The sequence below is a fragment of the Streptomyces sp. NPDC025638 genome, from assembly GCF_055558775.1.
Genome location: NZ_JBVHLX010000003.1, coordinates 408,186 through 434,268 on the forward strand (window position 1 = coordinate 408,186; position 26,083 = coordinate 434,268).

Annotated in this window: 22 protein-coding genes and 1 pseudogene; 15 read left to right on the forward strand and 8 right to left on the reverse strand. The window is 71.5% G+C overall.

The genetic code is table 11. The features are described from left to right. Positions 1-53: 53 nt before the first annotated feature. Both ACZ4EG_RS09875 and ACZ4EG_RS09880 read right to left on the reverse strand, forming a co-directional pair. Positions 54-1,028: a CU044_5270 family protein gene (locus ACZ4EG_RS09875; RefSeq protein WP_467790242.1), complete on the reverse strand. Its 975-nt coding sequence runs from the start codon at positions 1,026-1,028 to the stop codon at positions 54-56. After that, complete coding sequence (locus ACZ4EG_RS09880; protein ID WP_453546122.1) at positions 1,021-1,572, reverse strand: RNA polymerase sigma factor; 552 nt, start codon at positions 1,570-1,572, stop codon at positions 1,021-1,023. The genes ACZ4EG_RS09875 and ACZ4EG_RS09880 overlap by 8 nt, the downstream gene beginning before the upstream one ends. A gap of 105 nt (positions 1,573-1,677) precedes the next feature. Here ACZ4EG_RS09880 and ctaD point away from each other — a divergent pair, with 105 nt between their 5' ends. Then, complete coding sequence (gene ctaD, locus ACZ4EG_RS09885; RefSeq protein ID WP_467790243.1) at positions 1,678-3,300, forward strand: aa3-type cytochrome oxidase subunit I; 1,623 nt, start codon at positions 1,678-1,680, stop codon at positions 3,298-3,300. Further along, positions 3,300-3,635, forward strand: coding sequence for a hypothetical protein (locus ACZ4EG_RS09890; RefSeq protein WP_453546118.1), 336 nt, complete (start codon positions 3,300-3,302; stop codon positions 3,633-3,635). Before ctaD ends, ACZ4EG_RS09890 begins: the two co-directional genes overlap by 1 nt. 9 nt (positions 3,636-3,644) lie before the next feature. Here ACZ4EG_RS09890 and ACZ4EG_RS09895 read toward each other — a convergent pair whose 3' ends face one another. Beyond that, positions 3,645-5,624 (reverse strand): ricin-type beta-trefoil lectin domain protein, encoded by a 1,980-nt coding sequence (locus ACZ4EG_RS09895; RefSeq protein ID WP_467790244.1) that lies wholly within the window; start codon positions 5,622-5,624, stop codon positions 3,645-3,647. Positions 5,625-5,764: 140 nt separating this feature from the next. Here ACZ4EG_RS09895 and ACZ4EG_RS09900 point away from each other — a divergent pair. Then, positions 5,765-6,284: pseudogene (locus tag ACZ4EG_RS09900) on the forward strand (glycosyltransferase); the annotation flags it as partial. A gap of 28 nt (positions 6,285-6,312) precedes the next feature. Here ACZ4EG_RS09900 and ACZ4EG_RS09905 read toward each other — a convergent pair. Beyond that, on the reverse strand, positions 6,313-6,972 hold the full coding sequence (locus tag ACZ4EG_RS09905) for a TetR/AcrR family transcriptional regulator (protein ID WP_467790245.1): 660 nt from the start codon (positions 6,970-6,972) through the stop codon (positions 6,313-6,315). Positions 6,973-7,152: 180 nt separating this feature from the next. Between ACZ4EG_RS09905 and ACZ4EG_RS09910 the strand changes: the two genes are divergently transcribed. Further along, positions 7,153-8,403 (forward strand): YncE family protein, encoded by a 1,251-nt coding sequence (locus ACZ4EG_RS09910; protein ID WP_467790246.1) that lies wholly within the window; start codon positions 7,153-7,155, stop codon positions 8,401-8,403. A gap of 65 nt (positions 8,404-8,468) precedes the next feature. Here ACZ4EG_RS09910 and ACZ4EG_RS09915 read toward each other — a convergent pair whose 3' ends face one another. Together ACZ4EG_RS09915 and ACZ4EG_RS09920 are read right to left on the reverse strand one after the other, a co-directional pair. Continuing rightward, complete coding sequence (locus tag ACZ4EG_RS09915; protein ID WP_467790247.1) at positions 8,469-10,328, reverse strand: cellulase family glycosylhydrolase; 1,860 nt, start codon at positions 10,326-10,328, stop codon at positions 8,469-8,471. A gap of 120 nt (positions 10,329-10,448) precedes the next feature. Continuing rightward, positions 10,449-12,419, reverse strand: a complete 1,971-nt coding sequence (locus ACZ4EG_RS09920) for a GTP-binding protein (protein WP_467790248.1) — start codon at positions 12,417-12,419, stop codon at positions 10,449-10,451. 253 nt (positions 12,420-12,672) lie between these two features. Here ACZ4EG_RS09920 and ACZ4EG_RS09925 point away from each other — a divergent pair, with 253 nt between their 5' ends. Genes ACZ4EG_RS09925 through ACZ4EG_RS09955 form a run of 7 tightly spaced genes read left to right on the forward strand, consistent with a single transcriptional unit; the run spans position 12,673 to position 20,242 of the window. Then, positions 12,673-13,155 (forward strand): (2Fe-2S)-binding protein, encoded by a 483-nt coding sequence (locus ACZ4EG_RS09925; RefSeq protein WP_453546105.1) that lies wholly within the window; start codon positions 12,673-12,675, stop codon positions 13,153-13,155. Next, positions 13,152-15,533: a xanthine dehydrogenase family protein molybdopterin-binding subunit gene (locus tag ACZ4EG_RS09930; RefSeq protein WP_467790249.1), complete on the forward strand. Its 2,382-nt coding sequence runs from the start codon at positions 13,152-13,154 to the stop codon at positions 15,531-15,533. The genes ACZ4EG_RS09925 and ACZ4EG_RS09930 overlap by 4 nt, the downstream gene beginning before the upstream one ends. Next, positions 15,530-16,384 (forward strand): FAD binding domain-containing protein, encoded by an 855-nt coding sequence (locus tag ACZ4EG_RS09935; protein WP_467790250.1) that lies wholly within the window; start codon positions 15,530-15,532, stop codon positions 16,382-16,384. Before ACZ4EG_RS09930 ends, ACZ4EG_RS09935 begins: the two co-directional genes overlap by 4 nt. 15 nt (positions 16,385-16,399) lie before the next feature. Continuing rightward, positions 16,400-17,275: an AAA family ATPase gene (locus ACZ4EG_RS09940; RefSeq protein ID WP_390705893.1), complete on the forward strand. Its 876-nt coding sequence runs from the start codon at positions 16,400-16,402 to the stop codon at positions 17,273-17,275. A 5-nt stretch (positions 17,276-17,280) separates the two neighbouring features. After that, positions 17,281-18,453 carry a vWA domain-containing protein gene (locus ACZ4EG_RS09945; protein WP_467790251.1) on the forward strand — a complete coding sequence of 391 codons (1,173 nt, stop codon included), beginning with the start codon at positions 17,281-17,283 and terminating at the stop codon, positions 18,451-18,453. A gap of 27 nt (positions 18,454-18,480) precedes the next feature. Beyond that, a complete protein-coding gene (locus ACZ4EG_RS09950) occupies positions 18,481-19,587 on the forward strand; it encodes an XdhC family protein (RefSeq protein ID WP_453546097.1) in 1,107 nt (368 codons plus the stop codon). 31 nt (positions 19,588-19,618) lie between these two features. Then, on the forward strand, positions 19,619-20,242 hold the full coding sequence (locus ACZ4EG_RS09955; RefSeq protein WP_467790252.1) for an SRPBCC family protein: 624 nt from the start codon (positions 19,619-19,621) through the stop codon (positions 20,240-20,242). A gap of 21 nt (positions 20,243-20,263) precedes the next feature. Here the strand turns inward: ACZ4EG_RS09955 and ACZ4EG_RS09960 are convergent, their stop codons facing one another. Beyond that, positions 20,264-20,857: a GNAT family N-acetyltransferase gene (locus tag ACZ4EG_RS09960; RefSeq protein WP_467790253.1), complete on the reverse strand. Its 594-nt coding sequence runs from the start codon at positions 20,855-20,857 to the stop codon at positions 20,264-20,266. 23 nt (positions 20,858-20,880) lie between these two features. Continuing rightward, on the reverse strand, positions 20,881-21,381 hold the full coding sequence (locus ACZ4EG_RS09965; protein ID WP_467790254.1) for a metallophosphoesterase family protein: 501 nt from the start codon (positions 21,379-21,381) through the stop codon (positions 20,881-20,883). Between the two features lie 152 nt (positions 21,382-21,533). Between ACZ4EG_RS09965 and ACZ4EG_RS09970 the strand changes: the two genes are divergently transcribed. From ACZ4EG_RS09970 to ACZ4EG_RS09985, 4 genes are all read left to right on the forward strand, one after another. Continuing rightward, complete coding sequence (locus ACZ4EG_RS09970) at positions 21,534-21,980, forward strand: MarR family winged helix-turn-helix transcriptional regulator (protein ID WP_363298054.1); 447 nt, start codon at positions 21,534-21,536, stop codon at positions 21,978-21,980. Next, complete coding sequence (locus ACZ4EG_RS09975; protein WP_467790255.1) at positions 21,977-23,404, forward strand: MFS transporter; 1,428 nt, start codon at positions 21,977-21,979, stop codon at positions 23,402-23,404. Before ACZ4EG_RS09970 ends, ACZ4EG_RS09975 begins: the two co-directional genes overlap by 4 nt. Positions 23,405-23,411: 7 nt before the next feature. Continuing rightward, positions 23,412-24,002, forward strand: coding sequence for a hydrolase (locus ACZ4EG_RS09980; protein ID WP_467790256.1), 591 nt, complete (start codon positions 23,412-23,414; stop codon positions 24,000-24,002). Positions 24,003-24,126: 124 nt separating this feature from the next. Continuing rightward, complete coding sequence (locus ACZ4EG_RS09985; protein ID WP_467790257.1) at positions 24,127-26,070, forward strand: glycosyltransferase family 2 protein; 1,944 nt, start codon at positions 24,127-24,129, stop codon at positions 26,068-26,070. The last annotated feature ends 13 nt before the right edge of the window (positions 26,071-26,083 follow it).

Genomic DNA, 26,083 nt, shown 5'->3' on the forward strand with positions numbered 1-26,083 from the left:
TACGGCGCTCAGTCAGCGCCTGGAGGCGGCCGCCCGGCAGCCGGGGGGTGTGATCAGCGCATCCAGGCGCTGTAGTCCATGACGTCGCCGGCCCGCACGCCGTACTCGGGCTCGTCCTCGGTGAACGTGGACTCCAGTCCGAGGACGGCGCCGGTGGCCGGGTCCAGGACCAGCATCCGGCGGTTGCCCTTCGTGTCGTACACATACGCCTGACCGGTCCGCCCGAGCCGGTCCGTCACCTGCCCGACGGCCCGCAGACCCTTGGCGTCCGCCAGGACCCGGACGAGCGCCGCCGACTCGCGGGCACCGAGCGTCCAGTGGTCCAGCAACTCCCTGGTGGCGTCGAGGAGTTCGGGAGTGGCCAACGCCTCGCTGCGGACCGTCTCCGCCAGGTACGAGCGCAGTCGTACGGCGTCGTGCGGGGGCGTGGCCTCGGGCGGGGCGTCGCTCCAGCTCGGCGGATACGTCTGCCGGCCGAGGACATGACCGTCCTCGACCATGCGCGGCTCGCCGCCCTCGTCGGTGAGGACCGGGCGGCCCGGGTGACGGGGGTCGGTGGCCACCACGAGTTCCGTGTGGCTGTCGTCCGCCCGCCAGCGCACGATGCGCTCCTCGGGGAGGGTGATGGGCGGCTTGTCCTCGCTCATCCCGAGGCTCCAGGACTGCACATGTGTGCCCTTGCGGAGCTTCGGGGAGCCGTCCGCGGCGGTCGCCTCGGCCAGCTCGGCCAGTTGCTTCAGGGGTACGGGGGTGGAGTGGGCCCGCACGGTCAGCGGGCGGGGCGCGGCGACGGCGGGAGCGGTGCCGGGCCCGCTGAACAGCACGGCCAGGACGGTCCCCGCCACGACGACGGTGGCACCGAGACCCCACACCAGTCGCGGGCGCCAACGGCGGCGGCCGGGCTCCGTATCGTGCAGCAGCCGATTGAGCCGCCGCTCGGCCCGGTGGTCCAGCGGCCCGTCACCGAAGTGGGCACCGTCGACCGGCACCGGGTTGGCGCGGCGCAGGAGTTCGAGTTCATCAGCCATGACGGTGTTCCTTCGAGGGGGTCGCGCTCGCTGGTGGCGGTGTCGGGCGCATGGTGTCGATCTGGGCCCTCAGCCGGCGGCGGGCGCGGTGCAGTCGCATCGCCGCCGCCCGGCTGCCGCAGCCGAGGGCCACGGCGACCTCGTCGATGCCGAGCTCCTCCCAGGCCGTCAGGCGGAGCACCTCCTGGTCCGCGGGAGAGAGGCGGGCCAGCGCGTCGTGCACCCAGGCGCCGGGCCCCTCGGTGTCGGGGCTGTGCACGATCTGCCGCCCGTGCGCGCTCTCGTCGTTGCCCAGCCGGTCCACCAGCCTGCGCCGGCGCCCATAACCGCGTACCGCGTTCGCCAGGCAGTTGCGTGCCACGCCGTACAGCCAGGGCAGCGGCGACGCAGGCAGGTCCGCCCGGCGTCTCCAGGCCACCGTGAACACCTCCGCCACCACTTCCTCGACCTCGTCGGTCCGCCCGTCCAGTCGCCGCGCGACATAGCGGCTGACCGCCCAGTAGTGCTCGCGATAGGCAGCGGCGAAGATCTCGTCGTTGCTCATGTTCCGTTCGTGTCCGGCAGCCTCACGATCGTCACACCCTTTTCCGTGATTCTCGTCGCGTCGTCCGAGTGTGACGCGTGAGGCCGGCGCGGACACAGGCGGGGCGTGAAGAGGATCAATAACGTCAAGGCCGTCCAGTGGCTGACGACCACCGACCACAAGACCATCGGAACGCTCTATCTGCTCACGGCGTTCGGATTCTTCTGCCTGGGCGGCGTGATGGCACTGCTCATGCGCGCCGAACTGGCCCGTCCGGGCCTGCAGTTCATGTCGAACGAGCAGTTCAACCAGGCGTTCACGATGCACGGCACGATCATGCTGCTGATGTTCGCGACGCCGCTGTTCGCCGGCTTCGCCAACTGGATCATGCCGCTCCAGATCGGTGCCCCGGACGTCGCCTTCCCCCGGCTGAACATGCTGGCCTACTGGCTCTACCTGTTCGGGTCACTCATAGCGGTCGGCGGCTTCCTCACCCCCGAGGGCGCCGCCGACTTCGGCTGGTTCGCCTACTCCCCGCTGTCGGACGCGGTCCGCTCGCCGGGCATCGGCGCCGACATGTGGATCATGGGTCTGGCCTTCTCCGGCTTCGGCACCATCCTCGGCGCGGTCAACTTCATCACCACGATCATCTGCATGCGCGCCCCGGGCATGACCATGTTCCGCATGCCGATCTTCGTGTGGAACGTGCTGCTGACCGCCGTCCTGATCCTGCTCGCCTTCCCGGTCCTCGCGGCCGCGCTGTTCGCCCTGGAGGCGGACCGCAAGTTCGGCGCCCATGTATTTGATTCCGCCAACGGCGGAGCCCTGCTGTGGCAACACCTCTTCTGGTTCTTCGGCCACCCGGAGGTGTACATCATTGCGCTGCCGTTCTTCGGCATCATCTCCGAGGTCATCCCGGTCTTCTCCCGCAAGCCGATGTTCGGCTACCTGGGCCTGATCGCGGCGACCATCTCGATCGCCGGTCTGTCCGTGACCGTGTGGGCCCACCACATGTACGTCACCGGCGGTGTGCTGCTGCCGTTCTTCTCCTTCATGACCTTCCTGATCGCGGTCCCGACCGGGGTGAAGTTCTTCAACTGGATCGGCACCATGTGGAAGGGCTCGCTGTCCTTCGAGACACCGATGCTCTGGGTCATGGGCTTCCTCGTCACGTTCGTCTTCGGCGGACTGACCGGTGTCCTCCTCGCCGAGCCACCGATCGACTTCCATGTCTCCGACACGTACTTCGTCGTGGCGCACTTCCACTACGTGGTCTTCGGCACGGTCGTCTTCGCCATGTTCGCCGGATTCCACTTCTGGTGGCCCAAGTTCACCGGCAGGATGCTCGACGAACGCCTTGGCAAGATCACCTTCTGGACGCTGTTCATCGGCTTCCACGGCACGTTCCTGGTCCAGCACTGGCTGGGCGCCCAGGGCATGCTGCGCCGCGTACCCGACTACCTGGCCGTCGAGGGTTTCGCGACGCTCAACACCGTCTCGACGATCTTCTCGTTCCTGCTGGGTTCGTCCCTGCTCCCGTTCTTCTACAACGTCTGGAAGACCGCCAGGTACGGTGAGAGGGTCGAGGTCGACGACCCCTGGGGCTACGGCCGCTCGCTGGAGTGGGCGACCTCCTGCCCGCCGCCGCGCCACAACTTCCTCACCGTGCCGCGGATCCGCAGCGAGTCACCGGCGTTCGACCTGCACCATCCGCAGGTGCGGCCGGCGGAGCGGGAGCTGACCGCGTGATGAGCACCGGGGAGGAGCGGACGCTCGTCCAGGAGATCGAGGGCCATCTGCTGCTCGCCGCCGCACGGCAGGAGGGCCGTGCGGCGGCTGCCCGTACGGCCTCCCGGCTGGGCTGGCTCACCGACAGCCAACGGGAGGACCTGGAGCGGCACTTCGAGACGGAGTACCTGGCGCTGGCCCGCACCTCGTGGCGGCGCACCGCGGAACGCGCGGCGGAGCTGCGGCACATGTACGAGGCCAGATACCGGGCGCTGAGGCAGCGACTGGTGGCCTGGTGCGTACTGGGCGGTGCCCTGCTGGCGGCGACGAGTCTGCTGGTGCTCGCCGCCGCCTAGGCAGCGGTGTCAGGTCCGGGACCACTGCTGGTTGTTGCCGCCGTTGCAGGTCCACAGGACGAGTGAGGTGCCGTTGGTGGTGGCCGCGTTGTAGGCGTCCAGGCACAGGCCCGCGTTGACGTTGGTGATCGTGCCGTCGGAGTTGACGTTCCACTTCTGGTTGTTCTGGCCGTTGCAGTCCCAGATCACGACCTTGGTGCCGTTGGTGGTGCCGAGGTTGTAGGCGTCCAGGCACTTGTTGCCGTACACCACGAGTTCCTTGCGGGAGGTGTACGTCCAGACCTGGTTGCCGCCGCCGTTGCAGTCCCAGAGCTCCGCCTGGGTGCCGTTGGTGATTGTGTTGTTGTAGAGGTCGGCGCAGCGGCCGGACTGCTTGCCGACGAGCAGGTTGCCATTGGTGCCGGGGACCGGGGCGACGGTGACCGTGCCCAGCGCGGGCAGTGAACTTCCGCTGAAGGTGAGGGAGTTGGCAAAACCCTTGGACAGGTCGACCTGGACCGAGACCGTGCCCTGTCCGGTTCCGGTCGGCGGGAAGGAGACCGTCGTGGAGGTCTGGGCGTTGACCTGGAGGGTGCCGGTGACCGCGGTGGAGCCGGTGTTGGTGTAGGCGATGTCGAGGACGTTCAGGCCGGTGCTCGCGGCGCTCACGCCGGTGTACTTGCCGGTGGAGGTGGCGCTGTAGCCCGTGCTCGCCGCCTCGGTGCCGCCGCTGACCTTGAGCATCACCGAGCCGTTCGCCGGGACGCTCGTGGTGTAGCCCGTGGCGTACGAGCCCAGGTCCCTCTGCGCCCACAGGTCGCGGACGGTCGCGGAGGCGCCGGTCAGACCGAGGTCGGACCAGCGGACGGTGACGTTCTGCGCGGAGGAGGTGCGGTTGAGCAGCACGACCGCACGGTTGCCGGTGCCCGCCAGCACCTTGCCGTAGACCTGGAGGCCGGTGGTGTCCTCGGCGACCTTGACGCCCTGGAGCCCGCGCGGGTCCTGGTCGACGGCGATGACGTCGGAGTTCTTGAGGATGGCGGCCGTCTCGGCGGTCATCGTGGTGAGGTCGTTGCCGGCCAGCAGCGGCGCGCCGGAGATCGCCCACAGCGCCATGTGGGTGCGGTTCTGGGCGGCGGTGAAGCCTGACATGCCGACCATCAGCATGTCGGGGTCGTTGTAGTAGCCCGTGTGCTGGGACGCCGGGTGCAGGGTCTGGTCGAAGTTGGACAGCATGTTGGTCTGCGACGGCGAATTGCCGTAGTAGATGATGTCCGTGCTCGTCCGCCACATGGGGGCCTGGCCCGGCGCCCAGTTCCAGGGGTTCTGGTAGCCCCAGTTGCAGATCGAGAGGGTGAGCGGGCGCCCGGTGGTGGCGGAGGCCTTGGCTACGGCGGAGCTGATGGACTTGTACGTCGTCGCCGCGTCGAGCCCCTCGGCGTCGCCGCCGCACCAGTCGACCTTGACGAAGTCGAAGCTCCACTGGGAGAACCGCAGCATGTCCTGGTCGTAGTGGCCCTCGCTGCCCGTGCCGGCCGCGGCGGGACGGCCCGTCGGGTAGTAGTAGCCGCAGCCGTTCTTGCCCGCGTCGGTGTAGATGCCGGCCTTCAGGCCCTTGCTGTGGATGTAGTCGGCGATGACGCTCATGCCGCCGGGCCACTCACCGGTGTCGACAGTGATGTTGCCGTCGCTGTCCCGGGTGCCCTGCCACCAGCCCTCGTCGATGTTGACGTACTGGTATGCGGCGGCCGGAAGTCCCGCGGCGACGAACGCGTCGACCTGCTTCTTGATGACGCTGTGGTCGATCTTCGCGGCAAAACTGTTCCAGGAGGCCCAGCCCATCGGGGCGGCGGGTACGGAGACCTGACGCACGGTCGCCGCCTGGGCGGTACCGGGCTGGGCGAAGAGGAGCGCGGTGGTCGCGGTCAGGGCGAGGACGAGGACGCGTAGGACGGCGGCTCTGCAGCGTCGTACGAAACCGCTGCCGGCGCATCGGGGTGGGGGGTACATGCGGCTCCTCCACGAGCGGTGGGGACGTGATCAGGACATCGCTGATTCGACATATCGAACACAGATCGGCTAGCCGAACGCGTTGCGCGCCGACCGTAGAACCGCACGAGGCCGAAGTCAACGCCGGCGACAGGCTGGTACGCGAGCGGCAGCACCGGCCGGTACACCACGGCTTCAGCCCGCTGGCGGGTCCCCCGACCCCGGGACTGGCGAGCGGGACTGAACGTCTGCGGCTATTGGTGGCCGTACGATGACAAGGCTCAACTCCCCGACAATCTGCGGGAGTTCCAGAACGCGGGCCCGCCACCGGTGTTCATAGGGCTGGGCAGCGCCACCGTCCCCGACGCCCGGCGGCTGAGCGCACAGGTCGGCGCGGCGCTGCGGCGGGCCGGGCTGCGCGGGGTGATCCAGTGGGGCTGGGGCGGGCTCGCGGCCGACGGCGACGACATGCTGACCACCGGAGAGGTCCCGCACTCCGCACTGTCCCCCCGGACGGCCGCGGTGGTCCACCACGCGGGCGCGGGCACCACCACGGCGGGGCTGCGGGCCGGGATGCCGGCCGTGCCGGTCCCGATCCCGTTCGACGAGGGCTTCTGGTCGTCCCGACCGGTCTCCCTGGGCGGGGCACCGACCGTCGTCCCCCTGCGCGGCAGTTCGGCGGCTTGGCAGCCAGGCCCGCGGCGTCGGCTCAGGTGGGTCCCGGCCAGTCGCCCGGGCGCAGTATCCCCAGTAGCTGCCGGACCAGTTCGTCGACCACGTCGTCCAGGGTTGCGTCCACCCAGCCCGCGCTCCAGTCGTGGAGTACGCCGTTGACGCTGCCGATGAACGCCGCCGCTGCGATGCGGTAGTCGCGGGGCGCGGCCTCGCCGCGTGCGGCGGCCGCCCTCGCCTCCGCGCAGATCAGTTCGACCCAGCGGGCCCGGCGGGCGAGGCGCTGTTCCTCCAGGCGTGGGCTGACGCCGATGATCTCGACGAAGGTGATGCGGATGCGGCGTGGGTCGGCGGTGACGTTCGCCGCGTACGCGCGGAAGATCATGGCGGCGCGCTCGGCGAGCGACAGCCCCTCCGCCTCGGCCGCCGCGGCCAGCACGGCCTGTTCGGCCCAGTTGTTGACCTGCAGGTGCAGTGCGGCGAGGACATCTTCGAGGGTGCGGAACTCCTCGTAGAACTGGCGGGTCGACAGGCCCGCGGCCTCGCTGAGGGACGCGACGGTCGTGGCTCGGAAGCCGGGCGCGTCACCGAAGAGCTGGAGCGCCGCGTCCAGGAACCGCCGTCGGCGTTCCGCCTGCCGCTCCTCGGCGGACTTGCCCGCATAGCGGCCGGTCGCCGGCCTGAGCCTGCCCCCCACGATCCCCTCCCGTCCCCAACTCGCCCACCAGGCAGCCAATTTTGTCGCGCACGCGGTCTTGTGGAGAAGGCCACCCCACCTTACTTTTCAGTAAGTTAACTCTGAATGCCCACGTGTTCAGATTCATCGCCCTGTCATGGCACCGCTCCCGCCACACCCCACCCAGAGGAGAGAGCAGTCATGCCTGCCTTCAGACCCAGGCACCTTTGCTCCGTAGCCGCCGCCCTCGTCCTGACCCTCACCGCCCCCGCGACCGCCGCCACGGCCGCCACGGACGCCGCCTCCCTGCGCGAGGTGCTGTTCGTCGGCAACAACTGGGACGGCACGGCGGACGTCATCAAGTCCAGCGGCGACTTCGCGAAGGTCGGCCGGATCAACGTCGTCCCGGACAAGGACGCCCGGATGGCGGAGATCAACGCCGACCCGATCAAGTGGATCTACTTCATGGCCATCCGCAACAGCGTCGGCGAGGGCCACGACCAGTTCGTCGACGACATGTACTCCACGCCGGACGGCAGATCCGTGGTGGTGTCCCGACCGAGCTTCGCCGACGTGGTCTCGATCGACCTGGCCACCGGGAAGATCAACTGGCGTTTCCCGGTGACCGGTTACCGCGCCGACCACATGGCCGTGTCCCCCGACGGCACACGGGTCGCGGTCTCCGCCTCGACCGCCAACACCGTGCATGTGCTGGACATCAACACCGGCAAGCAGCTGGGGTCGTTCGCCACCGGCGACAAGCCGCACGAGAACATCTTCACCAAGGACGGCAAGTACATCTGGAACATGTCCATCGGGGACGTCAACACCGCCCTCGACGACCCGGCCTGGGACTGGACGAAGGGCGACCGGCACATCACGGTCGTGGACGCGACGACCTACAAGCAGGTCAAGGTCATCGACATGCGCGACCGGCTGGACGCCTTCGGCCTCAAGAACTTCTCCGACGCCGTCCGCCCCGCGGTGTTCTCCCCCGACGAGTCGAAGCTCTACTTCCAGGTCTCGTTCTTCAACGGCTTCCTGGAGTACGACGTCGCCACCGACAAGATCACCCGGATGAAGACCCTGCCTAAGAACCCGGCCACCAGCGAGGACCGCACCACCTGGGTCAACGACTCGCGCCACCACGGCATTTCGATGAACCCCGCGGGCACCAAGCTGTGCGTGGCGGGCACCATGGACGACTACGCGACGGTGGTGGACCGCGCCACCCTCCAGGAGGGCCCGCTGGTCACCACCTCCAAGCCCTACTGGGCCACGGTCAGTGGCGACGGCAAGGACTGCATCGTCTCCGAGAGCGGCGCGGACCAGGTCACCGCCATCGACTTCGCGACCGGGCAGAAGGTGACGTCCGTCGCGGTCGGCGACCATCCGCAGCGGGTCCGGCTGGGCCACGTCCAGTCCGACTGGACCGGTCCGTCGTCGAGTTGACCTCGCGCGCAGCCGCCGCCCGGCCTCCGGGGTGCACACACACCGCCCCGGAGGCCGGTCCGCTGTCAGAAGTGGGCCGTCGCCCACGCCGCCAGCTCGGCCTGCGCGGCGCTCAGCAGGTCCGCGGACGGTGCCGTCGCCCCGTTGGTCACCAGCGCGTAGTGCAGGACGCCCGAGTCCGCGTCGGTGAGCAGCAGGCGTCGGCTGCCGGTGCCGCCCGGTTCGGGGGCCACGCCGACCGGAATCGAGGCGGTGTACGACGGAGGCGCGAACGCCGTGCCCAGGTCGGAGACGACCGTGGTGGCCGACGCCGGGAAGGAGGCCGGCAGATGCAGCTCGGTGGGTGCCGTACCGCTGCCCGAGCGCCACACCAGGACGCCGTACTGGCCGGAGCCCACCAGGCGCGACACGTTCGGGAGCGAGCTCGGCACCGGGTTCCACGTCAGGGTGGCCGAGCCGTCCCGGGAGCGGTCCTCGTAGGTGAAGGCGGCGGTGGTGCCCGAGGTGGCGCTCGGGTAGATCCGGTCGAGCAAGCGGGCGTCCTGCCGGAGGGTCACGGTGCCGGAGTCGTCCAGCCGCACGGCGGAGAGGTCCTCGTCGTTCCAGGCGTCGCCGGAGGTGAGGACCTTGTCCGGGTTGCCGTTCATCAGCTCGTGGTGGCGTCCGTTGTAGAGGTCCCACTGCCACTGGGAGCCGGACAGGACCGGGCCGGAGGACGCCGGGGTGGACCACCAACTCGCCCCGGAGAGACGGGAGTCGAGGGACTGGTACATCGCCTTGAGGACGGTCGGCGCCTTGTCCGACACCGTCCCGGACAGGGGGTGGCCGTACTCGCTGACCACGGCCGCGGTCCCGGCGGCCGAGGCGCGGTCGCGGATCGTGCCGAAGTCGGCCGTGTACTGGCCGTCGGCCGCCTTGCCCCACATCAGGATGCCGGAGATGGCCTTCTGGTCGTAGAAGTGGGTGTTGAAGACATAGCGCGACCCGAGCGTGCCCGCGTCCAGCAGTCCGCCCTCCTGCTTCTGGGAGGAGATGTTGGCGTTCCAGAAGAGGTTCGGCTCGACGAAGGCGGGCTTGGCCTGCCAGCCGGCCGCGTCCATGCGGGCCCGGAACCTCTGGTAGAAGGGCCACAGCAGGTCCTGCTCCCAGGTGCGGCTGGTCCGGCCGGAGTCGTAGCTGCCCGCGTACGGCTCGTTGTACGGGTCGAAGCCGACTACGCCCGTGAACTCGGTGTCCGTGAGGTGCTGGGCGAGGAACGCCATCGTCGACTGCGCCGTGGCCAGGAAGGCGTCCTGGAGGCCGTAGTTGTTGTGCCAGAAGTCGTACTGCGCCTTCGTCACGGCCGAGTTCTGGGTGATGTTCTGGCCCCAGAAGAAGCAGATCCCGCAGGACTCGGTTGGGTAACTGCCGAGGTCCACGGCCCACTTGGGGGCGCCGTCGCCGGTGTACCAGCTGCCCGAGTTGAAGAGGTGGCGGGAGTAGAGGTCCTGGTGGAAGTCGGGGTAGACGCGGATGCCGGCGTCGAGGAAGGCGCGCATCTGCTCGGTGGCGGCAGCCAGATACGCGGTGTCGACCTGGCCCCGCACGGGCTCGGCGTGGGCCCAGGAGAGCAGGAAGCGGACCGCGTTGCCGCCGCCGAGGGCACGCAGCGCGGTGGCCGACTTCCGTGCGTCGGCGACCGAGGCGAAGGGCAGGCCGCCGTTCTCCTCCAGCTTGGTCTCGCCGGAGACGTTGTAGCCGCGCAGGACGACCTCACGGCCCTGACCGTCGACGAAGCGGCCGTTCTGCACCGTGAGGGCGGTGCCGTCGAACCAGAGGGAGTCGGAAGGGGCGGCGGCGGCGGGCGAGGTGCCGGCCACCACCAGGAATCCACAGAGGACAACCAGGACAACGAACGAACGCGCCCGGATATTCGTCATGTCCATTACAGTCCGGTGCTTTCCGGACACCGTCAACCCTGCTGACTCCAGAGTAAGTTCCGTTTCGGCCGCACCTCGTCGGCCCGGACCTCTTCGGCCGGCACCCTCTTCGGCCCCGCCGCCCCCTCAGCCGCTCACCCGGTGCGTCACGTTCAACAGGTACTCCTTCCGGTTCAGCGGATTGTGGTCGGTGCGCGGCCGCTGGGGCACCGTGCCCCGGGTGACCGGCGCATAGTGGTCGAAGGCGCTCTCCAGCTCGCCCTCACCCCGGGTCAGGCCCGGCAGGCGCTGCCCCAGCCCGTGCACCCGGGCAGCCGGTACCGAGCCCTCCAGGACACAGCTGGAGCCGTGCGTCCCGGTGGTCTGCGGCACCGCCCCGAGCCGGGCGAGCACCGGGAGCAGGCCGCCCAGGGTGTCCGCCGGGGCCTCCAGGCGGAAGCGGTGCATGGGTTCGTACACCCGGGTGCCCGCGCGGCGCAGCGCATCGACCAGGACGAGCGGGGTGAGCCCGCGGAAGTCCGCCCCGGTGCTGGACATGCTCTTGTCGAAGCCCTGGTGGGCGTGGCTCTGCCGGGGCGAGTATCCGGAGTGGGTCATGGTGACCGTGCAGTCGGTGACCCGCCAGCCGTGCAGCCCCTGCCCGAGCGTCTCGCGGACCGTGTCCTCGACGGCCTTGAAGAAGGCGTACGGCATGGCGCCCAGCTCCACTTCGAGCCGGAAGTCCACGCCCGAGCCGACCGGGGCCGGATCGACGCGCAGCCCGACGGTCGCGAGGAACGGGTTGGGGGCCTTCTTGTTGAACTCGACGGCCGACCCCGTGCCCGCGGGACGCTCGATGCAGAGGGTCGTTGTCTCGCGGAAGGTGACGTCCAGCCCGTACTCGTCGGCGAGGGTCGCCTGGACGACCTCCTTCTGCACCTCTCCGTAGAGCGAGACGGAGGTCTCCTGCCGCACCTCGTCGTGGCGCACGTCGATGAGCGGGTCCTGTTCGGCGAGCTGGGTGAGCGCGATGTGCAGCGAGCGCCGGTCCACGCCCGGGCCGGGGACGACGACCGTCTCCAGGGTCGGCGGGGCGAAGTGGCGCTGCTGCCCCGCCCTCGGTACCCCGATCGGGTCACCGATCCTGATGCCGCCCAGGCCCCACAGCCGGCCGATCCGGCCGGCCCCGATGCTCTCCTGCCGGATGTCCGTGCCCTGCTCGAAGACGCTCACCGCGGTGACCTTGCCTTCTTCGGGGGCCGCTCCGAAGAGAAGCCGGTCGCGGGCGCGGAGGGTGCCGGAGAAGATGCGCGCGTAGGCGATCTTCTCCCCCGCCGGGCCCCGCTCGACCTTGAAGACCGTGCCGGACAGCTCGCCGTGGGGGTCGCCCCCGGCCGGGGGCAGCAGCTGTTCGATGCCGGTGATCAGTTCGGGCACGCCGGCGCCGGTGACGGCGGAGCCGAAGTAGACCGGATGGGCGAGTGCCTGCCGGGTCCGGTCGGCGAGGACGGCGCGCAGACGGTCGTACGAGACGGTGTCCTCGACGTACGCGGCCAGCAGTTCGTCGTCGAGGTCGGCGAGGGCGTCGAGCGCGGCCGGGCCGAGTCCGGGGACGAAGCGGGCTTCGCGGGTGCCGAGTCCGGTGGCCGTGCCCATCGGTACGACCGCCCGGGTGAGCCGCCGGGCCATCGCCCGCAGCACGGGTTCGTCCTGTGCGCCGCGCCGGTCGATCTTGTTGACGAAGACCAGGGTGGGGATGCGCAGCCGTCGCAGCGTCCGCATCAGTACGCGGGTCTGCGCCTGGACGCCCTCGACCGCCGAGACGACCAGGACGGCGCCGTCGAGCACACCGAGGACCCGCTCCACCTCGGCGATGAAGTCGGGGTGGCCGGGGGTGTCGATGAGGTTGACGGTCACGCCGTCGAGCGGGAAGGAGACGACGGCGGACTTGATGGTGATACCGCGCTGCCGTTCGAGCGCGAGGGTGTCGGTCCGGGTGTTTCCGTCGTCGACGCTGCCTGGCTCGTCGATGACCCCGGCCGTGTGGAGCAGCCGTTCGGTCAGGCTGGTCTTACCGGCGTCTACGTGCGCGAGAATTCCGAGATTGAGCAGGTGCACTGAGCGTGATGTCCTTCGGCATGGATGGGATTCCTTCCTGGGTGGACATGCACGCAGCGCGCATTTCTGGTCCTCTCCGGGTGACGACTGGTCCCGTGCAGTGGAGCAGGATCCGGGCCCGAGCGGCAATGGATTAACGCTCAACGAAACCCCGTCACAGCACTCGCCGCATCCAAGGGGTGGCCATAGAGTGACCTACATCACGTTCGGTGGCTGATTTCCCTCTCCCACGCCCGCACGGTCTGGAGGGCACATGACCCACATCAAGGTGAAGGTGGACGGCACGACGTACGAGGACGACGTGGAACCCCGTCTGCTCCTGGCCCACTACCTGCGCGACCGCCTCGGCCTGACCGGCACCCCGATCGGTTGCGACACCTCGAACTGCGGGGCGTGCACGGTCGCCCTGGACGGGGCGAGCGTCAAGAGCTGCTCGGTGCTGGCCGTACAGGCGGACGGGAGTGAGGTGACCACCGTCCAGGGGCTGGCCGAGAACGGCGAGTGGACGGCGCTGCAGCGCGCGTTCCATGAGCAGCACGGCCTGCAGTGCGGCTACTGCACCCCGGGGATGATCATGGCCGCACGCGATCTGCTGACCGAGAACCCGCACCCCACCCCGCACGAGGTGCGCCACGCCCTGGAGGGCAACCTCTGCCGCTGCACCGGTTACCAGAACATCGTCCGCGCGGTGCTCGCCGCCTCCGGGGAACAGCTGGCCGAGGAGGTGACGGCATGACCGATCAGGCCGTCGAAGGCGAGGTCGGACGCTCCCGGCTGCGCAAGGAGGACGCCCGGCTGGTCACCGGCCAGACCAACTGGACCGACAACATCCAGGTCACCGGACTGCTGCACCTGGCGATTCTGCGCAGCCCGATGGCCCACGCCCGCATCGAACGGGTCGATGTCTCCCCCGCGCTGGAACGCCCCGGTGTCGTCGCGGCGTTCAGCGGCGCCGACCTCGCCGAGGGAATGGGTTCGCTGCCGTGCGCCTGGCCGGTGACCGAGGACATCGTGCTGCCCGACCACCCGCCGATCGCCGTCGACGAGGTGCGCTACGCCGGCGACCCGGTGGCGGTCGTGGTGGCCCGCGACCGGTACGCGGCCGCCGACGCGCTGGAGGCGATCGAGGTCGACTACGACCCGCTGCCCCCGGTGCTCGACCTGGAGGCCGCGCTGGCCGAGGGCTCCCCCCTGGTCCACTCCGACAAGGGCACCAACCGCAGCTACCTCTGGCCGCTCGCCACCGGCGAGAGCTTCGAGACGGTCCGGGAGCGCGCCGAGGTCATCGTGAAGCGCCGCTACCACCAGCAGCGGCTCATCCCCAACGCGATGGAGCCGCGCGCGGTGGTCGTCACCCCGCTCGCCGCCTCCGGCGAGTACACCGTCTACTCGGCCACGCAGATCCCGCACATCCTGCGGATCATGCTGGCGATGGTCACCGGCGTCCCCGAGCACAAGCTCCGGGTGATCGCCCCGGACGTGGGCGGCGGCTTCGGCTCCAAGCTCCAGGTGTACGGCGAGGAGGCCATCGCCGTCGCGGTCGCCCGGCGGCTGGGCCGGCCGGTGAAGTGGACCGAGTCCCGCTCCGAGGGCTATCTCGCCACCCATCACGGCCGCGGCATGATCCAGGACGTCGAGGTCGCCGCCACCCGTGACGGCAGGCTCCTCGGCCTGAAGGTGGACCTGATCGCCGACATGGGCGCGTATCTGATGCTCGTCACGCCCGGCATCCCGATCCTCGGCGCCTTCATGTACCCGGGGATCTACAAGATGGACGCCTACGAGTTCAACTGCACCGGCGTCTTCACCACCCGCACCCCCACCGACGCCTACCGCGGCGCCGGGCGCCCGGAGGCGACGTTCGCCATCGAGCGGATCATGGACGAACTGGCGGCCGAACTCGATCTGGACCCGGTGGAGCTGCGGCGCCGGAACTGGATCCGGCACGAGGAGTTCCCGTACACCTCGATCGCCGGGCTGACCTACGACAGCGGCAACTACGAGGCGGCCACCGAGAAGGCGCTCGCCCTGTTCGGGTACGACGACCTGCGCGCCGAGCAGCACAAGCGCAACGAGCGCGGCGACCCCGTACGCCTCGGCATCGGCGTGTCGACGTACACCGAGATGTGCGGCCTGGCACCGAGCCGGGTGCTGCGCGACCTCAGGTACGCGGCCGGCGGCTGGGAGGCGGCGAGCATCCGCATGCTGCCCACCGGCAAGGTCGAGGTGGTCACCGGCACCAGCCCGCACGGCCAGGGGCACGTCACCTGCTGGAGCCAGATCGCCGCCGATGTGCTGGGCGTGCCGTTCGAGGACGTCGAGGTGGTGCACGGCGACACCAAGGCGGCCCCGCAGGGCATGGACACCTACGGCTCACGGTCCCTGGTCGTCGGCGGGGCGGCCGTGCACCGGGCGGCGGAGAAGGTGGTGGAAAAGGCGCGGAAGGTCGCGGCCCATCTGCTCGAAGCCAGCGAGCAGGACCTGGACTTCAGCGGTGGCGTGTTCTCCGTGAAGGGCTCGCCCGAGGCACGCAGGACCATCCAGGAGGTCGCCTTCGAGACGTTCTCCTCGCACGACCTGCCCGACGGCATGGAACCCACCATCAACGCCGAGCACCTGGTCGACCCGGAGAACTTCTCCTACCCGCACGGCACCCACCTGTGCGCGGTCGAGGTCGACACCGAGACCGGACAAACCACCATCCGGTCGTACGTCTGCGTCGACGACGTCGGCCGGGTCGTCAACCCGATGATCGTCGAGGGACAGGTGCACGGCGGCGTCGCGCAGGGCATCGCGCAGGCGCTGTTCGAGGAGGCCGTGTACGACGACGAGGGCAACCTCGTCACCGGCACCATGGCCGACTACCTCGTGCCGTCGGCCGCGGACCTGCCGGACTTCGTGACCGACCGGACGGAGACGCCGGCGACCTCCAACCCGCTCGGGGCCAAGGGGGTCGGGGAGTCGGGGACGATCGCCTCGACACCGGCCGTCGTCAACGCCGTCGTGGACGCGCTCAGGCCACTGGGCGTGCAGGACGTACGGATGCCCTGCACCCCGGAGCGGGTCTGGCAGGCCGTGCGGGCAGCGGGTTCCGGTAAGGAGGCCTCGGCATGATTCCTCCCGCATTCGACTACGCCCGTCCGTCGAGCGTCGACGAGGCGGTGCGCACGCTCGCGGACGCGGGCGAGGACGCGAAGGTGCTGGCCGGCGGGCAGAGCCTGCTGCCGCTGCTGAGGCTGCGGCTGGCCTTCCCGGAGCTGGTCGTGGACGTCGGCCGGATCCCTGAGCTGCGCGGGGTCCGCGAGGACGGCGACACGCTCGTCATCGGCGCGATGACCACGCACCACGACGTGATCCGCGACCCGCTGGTGCGCCGGCACGCCGGTCTGCTGGTGGCCGCCACGGCCACGGTCGCCGACCCGGCGGTACGGCACCGGGGCACCCTCGGCGGCTCGCTCGCTCACGCGGACCCGGCCGGGGACCTCCCGGCCGTGGTACTGGCTCTGGACGCCGAGCTGGTGGCCGTCGGACCGGGCGGACGGCGCACGATCCCGGCGAGCGAGTTCTTCCTCGACTACCTCCAGTCGGCGCTGGCGCCCGACGAACTCCTGGTGGAGGTGCGGGTGCCGAAGAAGGACGGCTGGAGCTTCCACTACGAGAAGTTCCACCGGGTCGCCCAGGCCTGGGCGATCGTCGGCGTGGCGGCCCTGGTGCGGCGCGACGACGGGCACATCGCCGAGGCACGCATCGGGCTGACCAACATGGGCGCGACCCCGCTGCGGGCCGCCGCGGCCGAGCGGGCCCTTACCGGTGCCGGGGACCCACAGGCCGTGGCGCGGGCCGCCGAGGCGGCCGCCGAGGGCACCCAGCCGTCGCGGGACGTGTCGGCCTCACCCGAGTACCGCGCGCACCTCGCACGGGTGCTGACCAAGCGGGCGGTCCTGACCGCCACCGGAATGGGGTGAGCGCCGATCACCCGGATGGACGACCCGGAGCAGGTGCGGGCCCGGCTGGAGGAGACCGGATACCTCCTCGACGACGGTCTGGCCATCGCCTGCTTCCTGGCGGTGAGGCTGCACCGGCCGCTCTTCTGCGAGGGCGACGCGGGCGTGGGCAAGACCGCGCTCGCGTCCGCGCTCGCCGAGGCGCTCGACGCGCCGTTGATCCGGTTGCAGTGCCACGAGGGCATCGACGCCTCGCAGGCCCTGTACGACTGGGACTTCCCGCGTCAGCTGCTGCATCTGCGGGCCGCCGAGGCGGCCGGGGTGAAGGACGCGGAACAACTGGAGAGCGAGCTGTACGACCGGCGCTTCCTGATCGCCCGACCGCTGTTGCGGGCGCTGCAGACACAGCCGTCGGTGCTGCTGGTCGACGAGATCGACCGGGCCGACGACGAGTTCGAGGCGTTCCTGCTGGAGCTGCTGTCCGAGTTCTCGGTGACGATCCCGGAGCTCGGCACCCTGCGCGCCGAGGTGCCGCCGGTCGTCGTACTGACGTCGAACCGCACCAGGGAGGTGCACGACGCGCTCAAGCGCCGGTGTCTGTACCACTGGTTCGACCATCCCGGGTTCGCCCGTGAACTCGCCATCGTGCGCAGCCGGTTGCCGGAGGTGTCGGCGCGCCTCGCCGAGCAGGTCACCGGCCTGGTGCAGGCGCTGCGGGCGGCGGACCTGGTCAAGCCGCCGGGGGTGGCCGAGACGATCGACTGGGCGCAGGCCCTGGACGCGCTGGGGGCGAGCGAGGTGGACGCCGAGCTGGCCGTGGCGACGCTGGGGTCGGTGCTCAAGTACCGGGAGGACGCCGAGCGGGCGCGGGGGCTCGATCTCGCGGCGGTGCTCGCCGCGAAGGGAGCGTGAGGGGCGTGCCGGCCGCGGATGCCGTCCTGCTGGGTTTCGCCCGTGCCCTGCGCGCGGCGGGCATCGACGCCAGCGCCGACCGGCTGCAGGCGTTCCTGCGGGCCCTGGACATGCTGCGGCCCGGGGTGCGGACGGATGTGTACTGGGCGGGCCGGCTGACGCTGTGCGGCGGACGGGACGACCTGGAGCGCTACGACCGGGTGTTCGCCGCGTACTTCGGGCCCGGCGGCGAGCGGGCGCGCCGGCCCCTGCGGGCCGCTCCCCCGCCCCGGCTGCGCCCCCTCCCGCGGGACGCTCCGGCCGGCGCCCGTGCCCCCGGCGACGGCAGGCCCCAGGGTCCGCCCACCGCCACGCTGGCCAGTTCCGCCGAGGTGCTGCGGCATCGCGACGTCGCCGGGCTGGACGCCGCCGAGCGGGCCCAGCTCGACCGGCTGCTGGCCGCGTTCGCGCTGCGCGCGCAGACACGTCGCACGGCGCGGCGGCGGCCGGCCCGGCGCGGGGACGTCGATCCGCGCCGGACGGTCCGGGAGCTGCTGCGACGCGGTGGTGAGCCGGCCCGGCTGCGGCGGCACGCGCGGGTCGAGCGGCCCCGCCGGGTCGTGCTGCTGGTGGACGTGAGCGGCTCCATGGCGCCGTACGCCGACGCACTGCTGCGGTTCGCCCACGCCGCGGCCCGAGGCGGTCGGACGGAGGTGTTCACGATCGGCACCCGGCTGACCCGGGTGACCCGCGAGCTGGCGCACCGCGACCCGGACCTGGCGATGGCGGCGGTCGCGGACGCGGTACCCGACTGGCGCGGTGGTACGCGGCTGGGCGAGCTGCTGCGCGAGTTCCTGAACCGCTGGGGGCAGCGGGGCATGGCGCGCGGGGCGGTGGTGGTGCTGCTGTCGGACGGGTGGGAGCGTGGCGATCCGGAGCTGCTCGGGGCGCAGATGCGACGCTTGCACGGGCTGGCGCACCGGGTGATCTGGGCCAATCCGCGCAAGGCACGTCCCGGCTATGCGCCCCTGGCCGCCGGGATGGCTGCGGCGCTGCCGAGCGTGGACGCCTTCGTCGAGGGACACAGCCTCGCGGCACTGGAGCGGCTCGCGGCGGTGGTGCGCGGGGCGGAGGCGGCCTCCGCAGAGGTGGCCTGTGCGGAACTGGCCCAAGCGGAGCGGGACTCGGAACGGGTGTGACCCGAACGGGTGTGAGAGGAGCGGATCGTGCGTGAGATTCTGCCGGCGCTGAACCGCTGGTACGCGGCGCGGACCCCGTTCGGTCTGGCCACGGTCGTCGCGGTCAGCCGCAGCGCGCCGCGCGGCCCCGGTGCCGCCATGGCGGTGGGGCCCGACGACGAGGTCGTGGGCAGCGTGTCCGGGGGCTGTGTGGAGGGGGCGGTGTACGAGCTCGCGCAGGAGGTGGTGGCGAGCGGGGAGGCACGCCTGGAGACCTTCGGGTACAGCGACGAGGACGCCTTCGCGGTCGGCCTCACCTGCGGCGGCGAGATCACCCTGCTGGTGCGGCCCGTCACGCCCGAGTCCGACCCCGGGTTCGGCGCGGTCGCCGCGTCGGTCGCCGCGGGCGAGCCGGTGACGGTGGCCACGGTGGTCGACGGGCCCGCGCCGCGCGGGGCCACGCTGGCCGTCTGGCCCGACACGGTGACCGGCACGCTCGGCGCGAGCGGTCTGGACGTCGCGGTCACCGCCGACGCGCGCGGTGAACTCGCCCTCGGTGCCACGGGCCTGCGCCACTACGGCCCGCACGGCGAGCGGCGCGAGGACGACGTCACGGTGTTCCTCCACTCCTTCGCGCCGCCCCCGCGGATGCTGGTCTTCGGCGCCATCGACTACGCGGCCGCGGTGGCCCGCCTCGGCGACTTCCTCGGCTACCGGGTCACCGTGTGCGACGCCCGCCCGGTCTTCGCGACGCCCAAGCGGTTCCCGCAGGGCGTGGAGGTCGTCGTGGACTGGCCGCACCGCTATCTGAGCGGCACGCAGACCGACGAGCGGACGGTCATCTGTGTCCTGACCCACGACCCGAAGTTCGATGTGCCGCTGCTGGAGGAGGCGCTGCGCCGGCCGGCCGCCTACATCGGGGCGATGGGCAGTCGGCGCACCCACGACGAACGCCACAAGCGGCTGGTCGAGGCCGGTCTCACGGAGGCCGAACTGGCCCGGCTGCGCTCGCCGGTCGGGCTCGACCTCGGCGCCCGTACGCCCGAGGAGGTCGCGATCTCCGTCGCCGCCGAGATCGTCGCGCTGCGCTGGGGCGGCACCGGTGCGCCGCTGACCCTGACCGCGGGGGCGATCCACCCCGCCGGATCCGGCTGACCACGAGGAGCCCGAACGCGAGGAGGAAGTCATGGAACTGCAGCACGAGTTCACCGTTCCCGTCCCGGTCCCGGACGCCTGGCGGGCGCTCCTCGACATCGAGCGCGTCGCGCCGTGCATGCCCGGGGCGACCGTGGAGGACTACGACGGCAAGACCGTGACCGGATCGGTGAAGGTCAAGGTCGGGCCGATCACGGTGACCTACAAGGGAACCGCCGTCTTCGAGGAACAGGACGAGTCCGCCCATCGCATCGTCCTCATCGCCAGCGGGCGCGAGACCCGCGGCCAGGGCACGGCCCGGGCCACGGTGACCGGCACGCTCAGCGAACTGGACGGCGGAACCGCCGTGTCGGTCCGCACCGATCTGACGGTCACCGGACGCCCGGCCCAGTTCGGACGCGGGGTCATGGCGGAGGTGGGCGACCGGGTGGTGGGCCAGTTCGCGGCCTGTCTGTCGGAACGCCTGGCCGAACCGGCCAGGGCCACGGCCACCGTCACCGATGAGTCCCCTCCCGAGACCGAGCCGCTGGACCTGCTCCGCACGGCCGGCGTGCCGGTGGCGAAGCGGGCCGGCATCGCGGCGGGGATCGCCGCGGCGGTGGCGCTGGTGGTGGCGGGAATCCTGGCGCGCGTACGGCGTCGCAAGCGGCGCTGACCGCCGTCGCGCGAGACGGGTTCAGACGTCGCCGTCGCCCCGGACGAGGGCGTGCAGATGCTGGTCGTGCCAGCCGTCCGCGTGCAGCAGTGCTCCGCGCATGGTGCCTTCCAGCAGGTAGCCCGCCTTCTCGGCCACCCGGCAGGACGCCGGGTTGGCGACGGAGTGGCACAGCCGCAGACGGTGCAGGCCGAGTTCGTCCAGCGCCCAGCGGCTGAGCCGCCGCGTCGCCTCGACGACGGCGCCGCCGCCACGGGCCTCGGGCAGGACCCAGTAGACGATCTCGGCGCTGCCGCCCGCGAGATCGATGTCGTTCCAGCCGATGAGCCCCGTCGCCGCCGCGCCCGGCCGGGCGACGGCCCAGACGGCACCCGTCTCGGCCCGCCAGCGCTCCTGCATGCGCTCGATCCGGCGGCAGGCCTCGGCGCGGCTCTCGACGGTGAAGAGGTTCCACCGGCGGATCGCGGGGTCCTGCCCGGCGGCCATCAGCGCGTCGGCGTCGTCGAGGCGCCACGGCCGCAGCTCCAGGCCGCTGGGCAGCGCCAGGACGGGCTGGCCGGCACGGGTCATGCGGCCCGCGGGAACGACCGGCGGGATGCCTGAGCTGGAGATCATCGCGGCATCCTGCCACACGGTCCCTACCGCTGCGGCAGACGGTGCAGCGTCACGTCCTTGAGCGCACCGTCGGCGACGGCCGCCGTCAGATAGGTGCAGTGGGGCTGGCGGCGGCGGTCGGTCGGCGAGCCGGGGTTGATCAGGCGCAGTCCGGAGGGGGCGGTGGTGTCCCAGGGGATGTGGCTGTGCCCGAAGACCAGCACGTCGAGGTCGGGGAAGCGGGCCGCGCTGCGGACCTCGCGGCCCTCGGCGGGGCCGGTCTCGTGGACGACACCGAAGCGCAGGCCGCCGAGTTCGGCGTACGCCACCTCGGGGAGCCGGGCGCGCAGCTCCGGGCCGTCGTTGTTGCCGTACACCCCGATCAGCCGGCGGCTGTGGCTCTCCAGCAGGTCCAGGGTGGCGGTGTCGACCCAGTCACCGGCGTGGAACACCACGTCGGCGTGCGGGAGTTCGGCGAGCAGTCGCTCCGGCAGTCGCTCGGCACGCGCGGGGACATGGGTGTCGGACATGAGCAGCAGGCGCACAGGGTCAGGCTAGGGCAGGTCGGGGTGCGTGGTGGGCAAGTCGGGGTGTGTGCCGGGGCAGGCCGGGGTGGGGGGCTCGGCAGGCCGGACTGAACAGGTGAACTGAGCAGGTTGGACTGGACAGTCTGGACTGACGGTTTTAGGGTGGCGGCATGGACCACATCTCCGACTCCGCCGCACGCGCCGCACGCGATCTGCGGGTGGTCTTCAGCCGGCTGCGGCGCCGCATACGGGAGATCGCGCGGGACGAGGCCGAGGGCGTCCTCACCCCGTCCCAGGAGTCGGCGCTCACCCTGGTCGGCAAGCACGGGGCCGCCACGGCCAGCGCCCTGGCGTCCGCGGAGGGGGTGCGACCGCAGTCGATGGCCGCCACGCTCGCCGCCCTCGACCAGCACGGCCTGATCCGCCGCGCCCCCGACCCCGACGACGGCCGCCGGCAACTGGTCACCCTGACCGAGTCCGGCCGGGCCCGTGTCGAGGGCAACCGGCAGGCGCGCGAGGAGTGGCTGGCCCGCGCCTTCCAGGACCGCTTCACCGAGGAGGAGCGGCAGACGGTCCTCGACGCGCTGAAGCTGATGGAACGGCTGTCCCGGCAGTGATACCGAGGATCGAGGGACCCGCCGCACGGGGCACACGCCCCGCGCCCAGCGGGTTCGACCGGCGGCTGATCGCGCCGATGGTCCTGGGGTCCGTCCTCAACCCGGTCAACTCCTCGATGATCGCCGTGGCCCTGGTGCCGATCGGGACCGCCTTCGGGGCCCCGCCGGCCGAGACGGTGTGGCTGGTCTCGGCGCTCTATCTGGCCACGGCCGTGGGCCAGCCGGTGATCGGCCGGCTCGTGGACATGTACGGTCCGCGCCGGCTCTATCTCGTCGGTACGTCCCTGGTGGGCGTGGCCGGTGTGATGGGCGCGCTCGCGCCCTCCCTGGGCATGCTGATCGCGGCGCGCGTGCTGCTGGGATTCGGGACCTCGGCCGCGTATCCGGCGGCCATGCGCCTGACGCGCAGCGAGGCCGAACGCACCGGCCGGGACAGCCCGGCGGGGGTGCTGACCGCCCTGGCCGTCGCGGGGCAGACGGTGGCCGTGGTCGGCCCCGTGCTCGGCGGACTGCTCATCGGCGTCGGCGGCTGGCGCGCCGTCTTCACCGTCAACGTGCCCCTCTCGGCGGCCTGCCTCGTACTGGGGACGCTGCGGCTGCCCAGGGCCGGGGACGCATCGCGGGCCGACGGACGGAGCAGGGGACCGGGGACCGACGGACGGAGCGTGGACCTGCCCGGCATGACCCTGTTCGCGGTCATGCTGGTGTCGCTGATGCTGTTCCTGATGGGCCCCCGGCCGGACCGCTGGTATCTGCCCGTGCTGTCCGCCACCGCGGCCGCCGCCTTCGCGGTCCGGGAGCTGCGGGTGCCGGACCCGTTCGTCGACCTGCGCGTGCTCGGCGGCAACGTCCCGCTGCTGGCCACGTATCTGCGCCAGTTCCTCGGCTACACCACCGCCTACTCCTTCATGTACGGCTACACCCAGTGGCTGGAGGAGAGCCGCGGCCTGAGCGCCTCCACGACGGGGCTCGCGCTGCTGCCGCTGATGGTCGCCGCGCTGACCGTGTCCACGCTCACCGGGCGCCGCCAGGCGGTACGCACCAAGCTGGTCGTCGGGGCGCTCGTGCAGATGACCGGCTGCGCCGCACTGCTTCTGGTCGGCGCAGGCAGCCCTGTCTGGCTGCTGCTCGCCGTCGGGGCCGTGCTGGGCGTGCCGCAGGGGCTCATCGGCCTCGCCGCCCAGAACGCCCTGTACCGGCAGGCCGACCCCGCGCGCATCGCCTCCGCCGCCGGGCTGCTGCGCACCTTCATGTACCTCGGCGCGCTGGGCGCCTCCGCCGCGACCGCGGCGTTCTTCCCGCACCGCGCCGACACGCCCGGGCTGCACGCCCTGGCACTTTTCATGCTCGCCGGTTCGGCACTGTTGCTGGCGACCACCCTCCCCGACCGTTCACTCGGCGACCTCACCCCCCGAAAGGCCTGATCGACCCATGTCGCTCACCACCCTCGACCCACGCACCGCCTTCGTCGCGATCGACCTGCAGAACGGCATCGTGGGCATGCCGACCCAGCCGTACACCGCCTCCGACGTGGTGGCCCGCACGGCCGAACTCGCCGATGCCTTCCGGGCCCGGAACCTTCCCGTGGTCCTGGTCCGGGTGTCCTTCGCCCCCGACGGGGCCGACGCCGTCCCCGGCCGCACCGAGCGCGGTCCGGGCGGCCTCGCCTTCCCCGAGGGCTGGGACACCATCGTGGACGAACTTTCCGGCCACCCCGGCGACATCCTGGTCACCAAGCGTAACTGGAACGCCTTCCACGGCACCGACCTCGACGTCCAGCTGCGCCGCCGCGGCATCACCCAGATCGTCCTGACGGGCATCGCCACCAGCATCGGCGTCGAGTCCACCGCCCGCGCCGCGTACGAGCACGGTTATCACGTCACCCTGGCCACGGACGCCATGTCCGACCGCGACCCGGAGGCCCACCGGGGCAGCGTCGAGCGCATCTTCCCGCGGCTGGGCGAGTCGGGGACGACCGCCGACCTCCTCGACCTCCTGGCCAAGACCCACGACGGACAGTGACGAACCCCGGCCCCTGTGTGCCGGGCGGAGTTTTTCCGCCCGCGCAAGAGGCCGGGTTAGCATTCGGCCACGCGCACGTGCCGCCTGGGCAACGGGTGGCGAACCAAGGGGGATTGGAAGCCGGATGCCGGTCAAGGTCAGCGTCATCGTCCCCGTCTACAACCCAGGGCCGTACATCGAGGACTGCATCGCCTCGATGCTGCGGCAGTCGCTGCCGCCCGACGAGTTCGAAGTGGTCTTCGTCGACGACGGATCCACCGACCGGACCCCGGCCAGACTGGACGCGCTCGCCGCCGAGCACCCGCACATCCGGGTCATCCACCAGGAGAACTCCGGCTGGTCGGGCAAGCCACGGAACGTGGGGATCGCCGCGTCCGAGGGCGAGTTCGTGATGTTCGTCGACAACGACGACTACCTCGGCGACGAAGCCCTTGAGCGGATGTACGAGTACGGGGTGGAGAACAAGGCCGATGTGATCGTCGGCAAGATGGCCGGGAAGGGCCGCCCGGTGCCGGTGGAGCTGTTCCGCCGCAACCATCCGCACGCCACCGTCGAGAACGCGCCGCTGATCGACAGCCTCACTCCGCACAAGATGGTCCGGCGGGCCTTCCTGGACCGCATCGGCCTGCGTTTCCCCGAGGGCCGGCGCCGCCTGGAGGACCATGTCTTCATCGCCGAGGCGTATCTGCGCGCCGACAACGTCTCGGTGCTCTCCGACTACGTCTGCTACTACCACGTCAAACGGGACGACGCCGGCAACGCGGGCTTCCAGCGCTTCGAGCCGGTCGGCTACTTCAAGAACCTCCGTGAGGCCCTGGACGTCGTCGAGCAATACACCGAGCCGGGCCCGTCGCGCGACCGTCTGCTGCGCCGCTGGCTGCGCGTCGAGATGGTGGATCGGATGAGCGGCCGCCGGCTGCTCGCGATGCCCGACGACTACCGGCGTGAGCTGTTCCACGAGATGCACGCCGTGGTCCGGGAGCGCTTCGGCCCCGGCGTCGCGCCCGGACTGCGGCCCGGACAGCGGATCGTGGCATCGCTGATCAGGGACGACCGTTACGACGACCTCGTCGCCTACGCCCAGTGGGAGGCCGGGGTGGGGCCCAAGGCCGACCCCGCCGGTGTCGAATGGCGGGACGGGACCCTGCGTGTCACGTTCACCGCCGAGTACAGGTCCGGCGGACAGCCGCTGACCTTCCCGGCCGACGGGCCCGGCACTCCGGCCGCGGACGCCGCGCCCCGGGACCCCGACGAGGCGGTGGCCTGGCTGGGCGCGGACGCCGTCGACGGCTTCGAGAAGGCCACCGTCGATCTGATCCTGCGCGACCGGGCCACCTCCGCCTCGTTCTTCCAGCCGGTGGAGGTCACCCGCGAGCGGGTCCCGGCCGACGACGGGCGGGTCCGGCTGGTGCTGCGCGGCACGGCGACCGTGGACCCCGGCACCGCGGCGGGCGGCGCCACGCTGCACGCCGGCCTGTGGGACGCGTACGTCCGTGTCGGCCTCGGCGGCTGGTCCAAGGAGTGCCGCCTCGGTCCGGCGCCGCGGCAGGACCGTCCCACGCCGCCCGCCGGTGTGGTCGCGGGCCGTGTGGTGCTGCCGTACTGGACGAAGCAGTACGACAACTTCTCGCTGGACGTCGACCGCGCGAGCAAGGCCCTCGGTCTGGGCCGGCTCACCCCCGAGGACGCGGCGGTCTCGGCCGACCACCAGCTCAGCCTCGCGCTGCCCCTGCACGTCCCCGACCGCACCGCTGTCCAGGTGCGGCTGACCGACCCCGCGACGGGCCGGTCCCTGCGGCAGACGGGGACGCTCACCCCGGCGGACGGGGCCGGCTCGCTGCTGGAGGCGTCCGTGCCGGTGCGCGAACTGAGGGGAGCGTGGTGGCGCACGGAGGTGTGCCTGCTCCCGGAGGCGGAGGCACCTCGCTTCCTCGCACTGCCGCTCGCCCTGCATGTGCCCCGCACCGGCGGGGTCCGCGTGGCCGGACCCGCGGCGCCGGGCCTGATGCTGCGGCTGGCGCGCAAGGCGCGACGCGTCATGGGCGCGGTCCGGGGTAGGAAGGCGTAGCAGAACATGACAC

Excerpts from the sequence above, each read along its gene's own strand:
- ACZ4EG_RS09875 (WP_467790242.1), bottom strand. The coding sequence starts at position 1,028 with ATGGCTGATGAACTCGAACTCCTGCGCCGCGCCAACCCGGTGCCGGTC.
- ACZ4EG_RS09895 (WP_467790244.1), bottom strand. The coding sequence starts at position 5,624 with ATGTACCCCCCACCCCGATGCGCCGGCAGCGGTTTCGTACGACGCTGC.
- ACZ4EG_RS09985 (WP_467790257.1), top strand. The coding sequence starts at position 24,127 with ATGCCGGTCAAGGTCAGCGTCATCGTCCCCGTCTACAACCCAGGGCCG.
- ACZ4EG_RS09960 (WP_467790253.1), bottom strand. The coding sequence starts at position 20,857 with ATGATCTCCAGCTCAGGCATCCCGCCGGTCGTTCCCGCGGGCCGCATG.
- ACZ4EG_RS09980 (WP_467790256.1), top strand. The coding sequence starts at position 23,412 with ATGTCGCTCACCACCCTCGACCCACGCACCGCCTTCGTCGCGATCGAC.
- ACZ4EG_RS09880 (WP_453546122.1), bottom strand. The coding sequence starts at position 1,572 with ATGAGCAACGACGAGATCTTCGCCGCTGCCTATCGCGAGCACTACTGG.
- ACZ4EG_RS09890 (WP_453546118.1), top strand. The coding sequence starts at position 3,300 with ATGAGCACCGGGGAGGAGCGGACGCTCGTCCAGGAGATCGAGGGCCAT.
- ACZ4EG_RS09915 (WP_467790247.1), bottom strand. The coding sequence starts at position 10,328 with ATGGACATGACGAATATCCGGGCGCGTTCGTTCGTTGTCCTGGTTGTC.
- ACZ4EG_RS09925 (WP_453546105.1), top strand. The coding sequence starts at position 12,673 with ATGACCCACATCAAGGTGAAGGTGGACGGCACGACGTACGAGGACGAC.
- ACZ4EG_RS09930 (WP_467790249.1), top strand. The coding sequence starts at position 13,152 with ATGACCGATCAGGCCGTCGAAGGCGAGGTCGGACGCTCCCGGCTGCGC.
- ACZ4EG_RS09910 (WP_467790246.1), top strand. The coding sequence starts at position 7,153 with ATGCCTGCCTTCAGACCCAGGCACCTTTGCTCCGTAGCCGCCGCCCTC.
- ACZ4EG_RS09935 (WP_467790250.1), top strand. The coding sequence starts at position 15,530 with ATGATTCCTCCCGCATTCGACTACGCCCGTCCGTCGAGCGTCGACGAG.
- ACZ4EG_RS09940 (WP_390705893.1), top strand. The coding sequence starts at position 16,400 with ATGGACGACCCGGAGCAGGTGCGGGCCCGGCTGGAGGAGACCGGATAC.
- ACZ4EG_RS09970 (WP_363298054.1), top strand. The coding sequence starts at position 21,534 with ATGGACCACATCTCCGACTCCGCCGCACGCGCCGCACGCGATCTGCGG.
- ACZ4EG_RS09955 (WP_467790252.1), top strand. The coding sequence starts at position 19,619 with ATGGAACTGCAGCACGAGTTCACCGTTCCCGTCCCGGTCCCGGACGCC.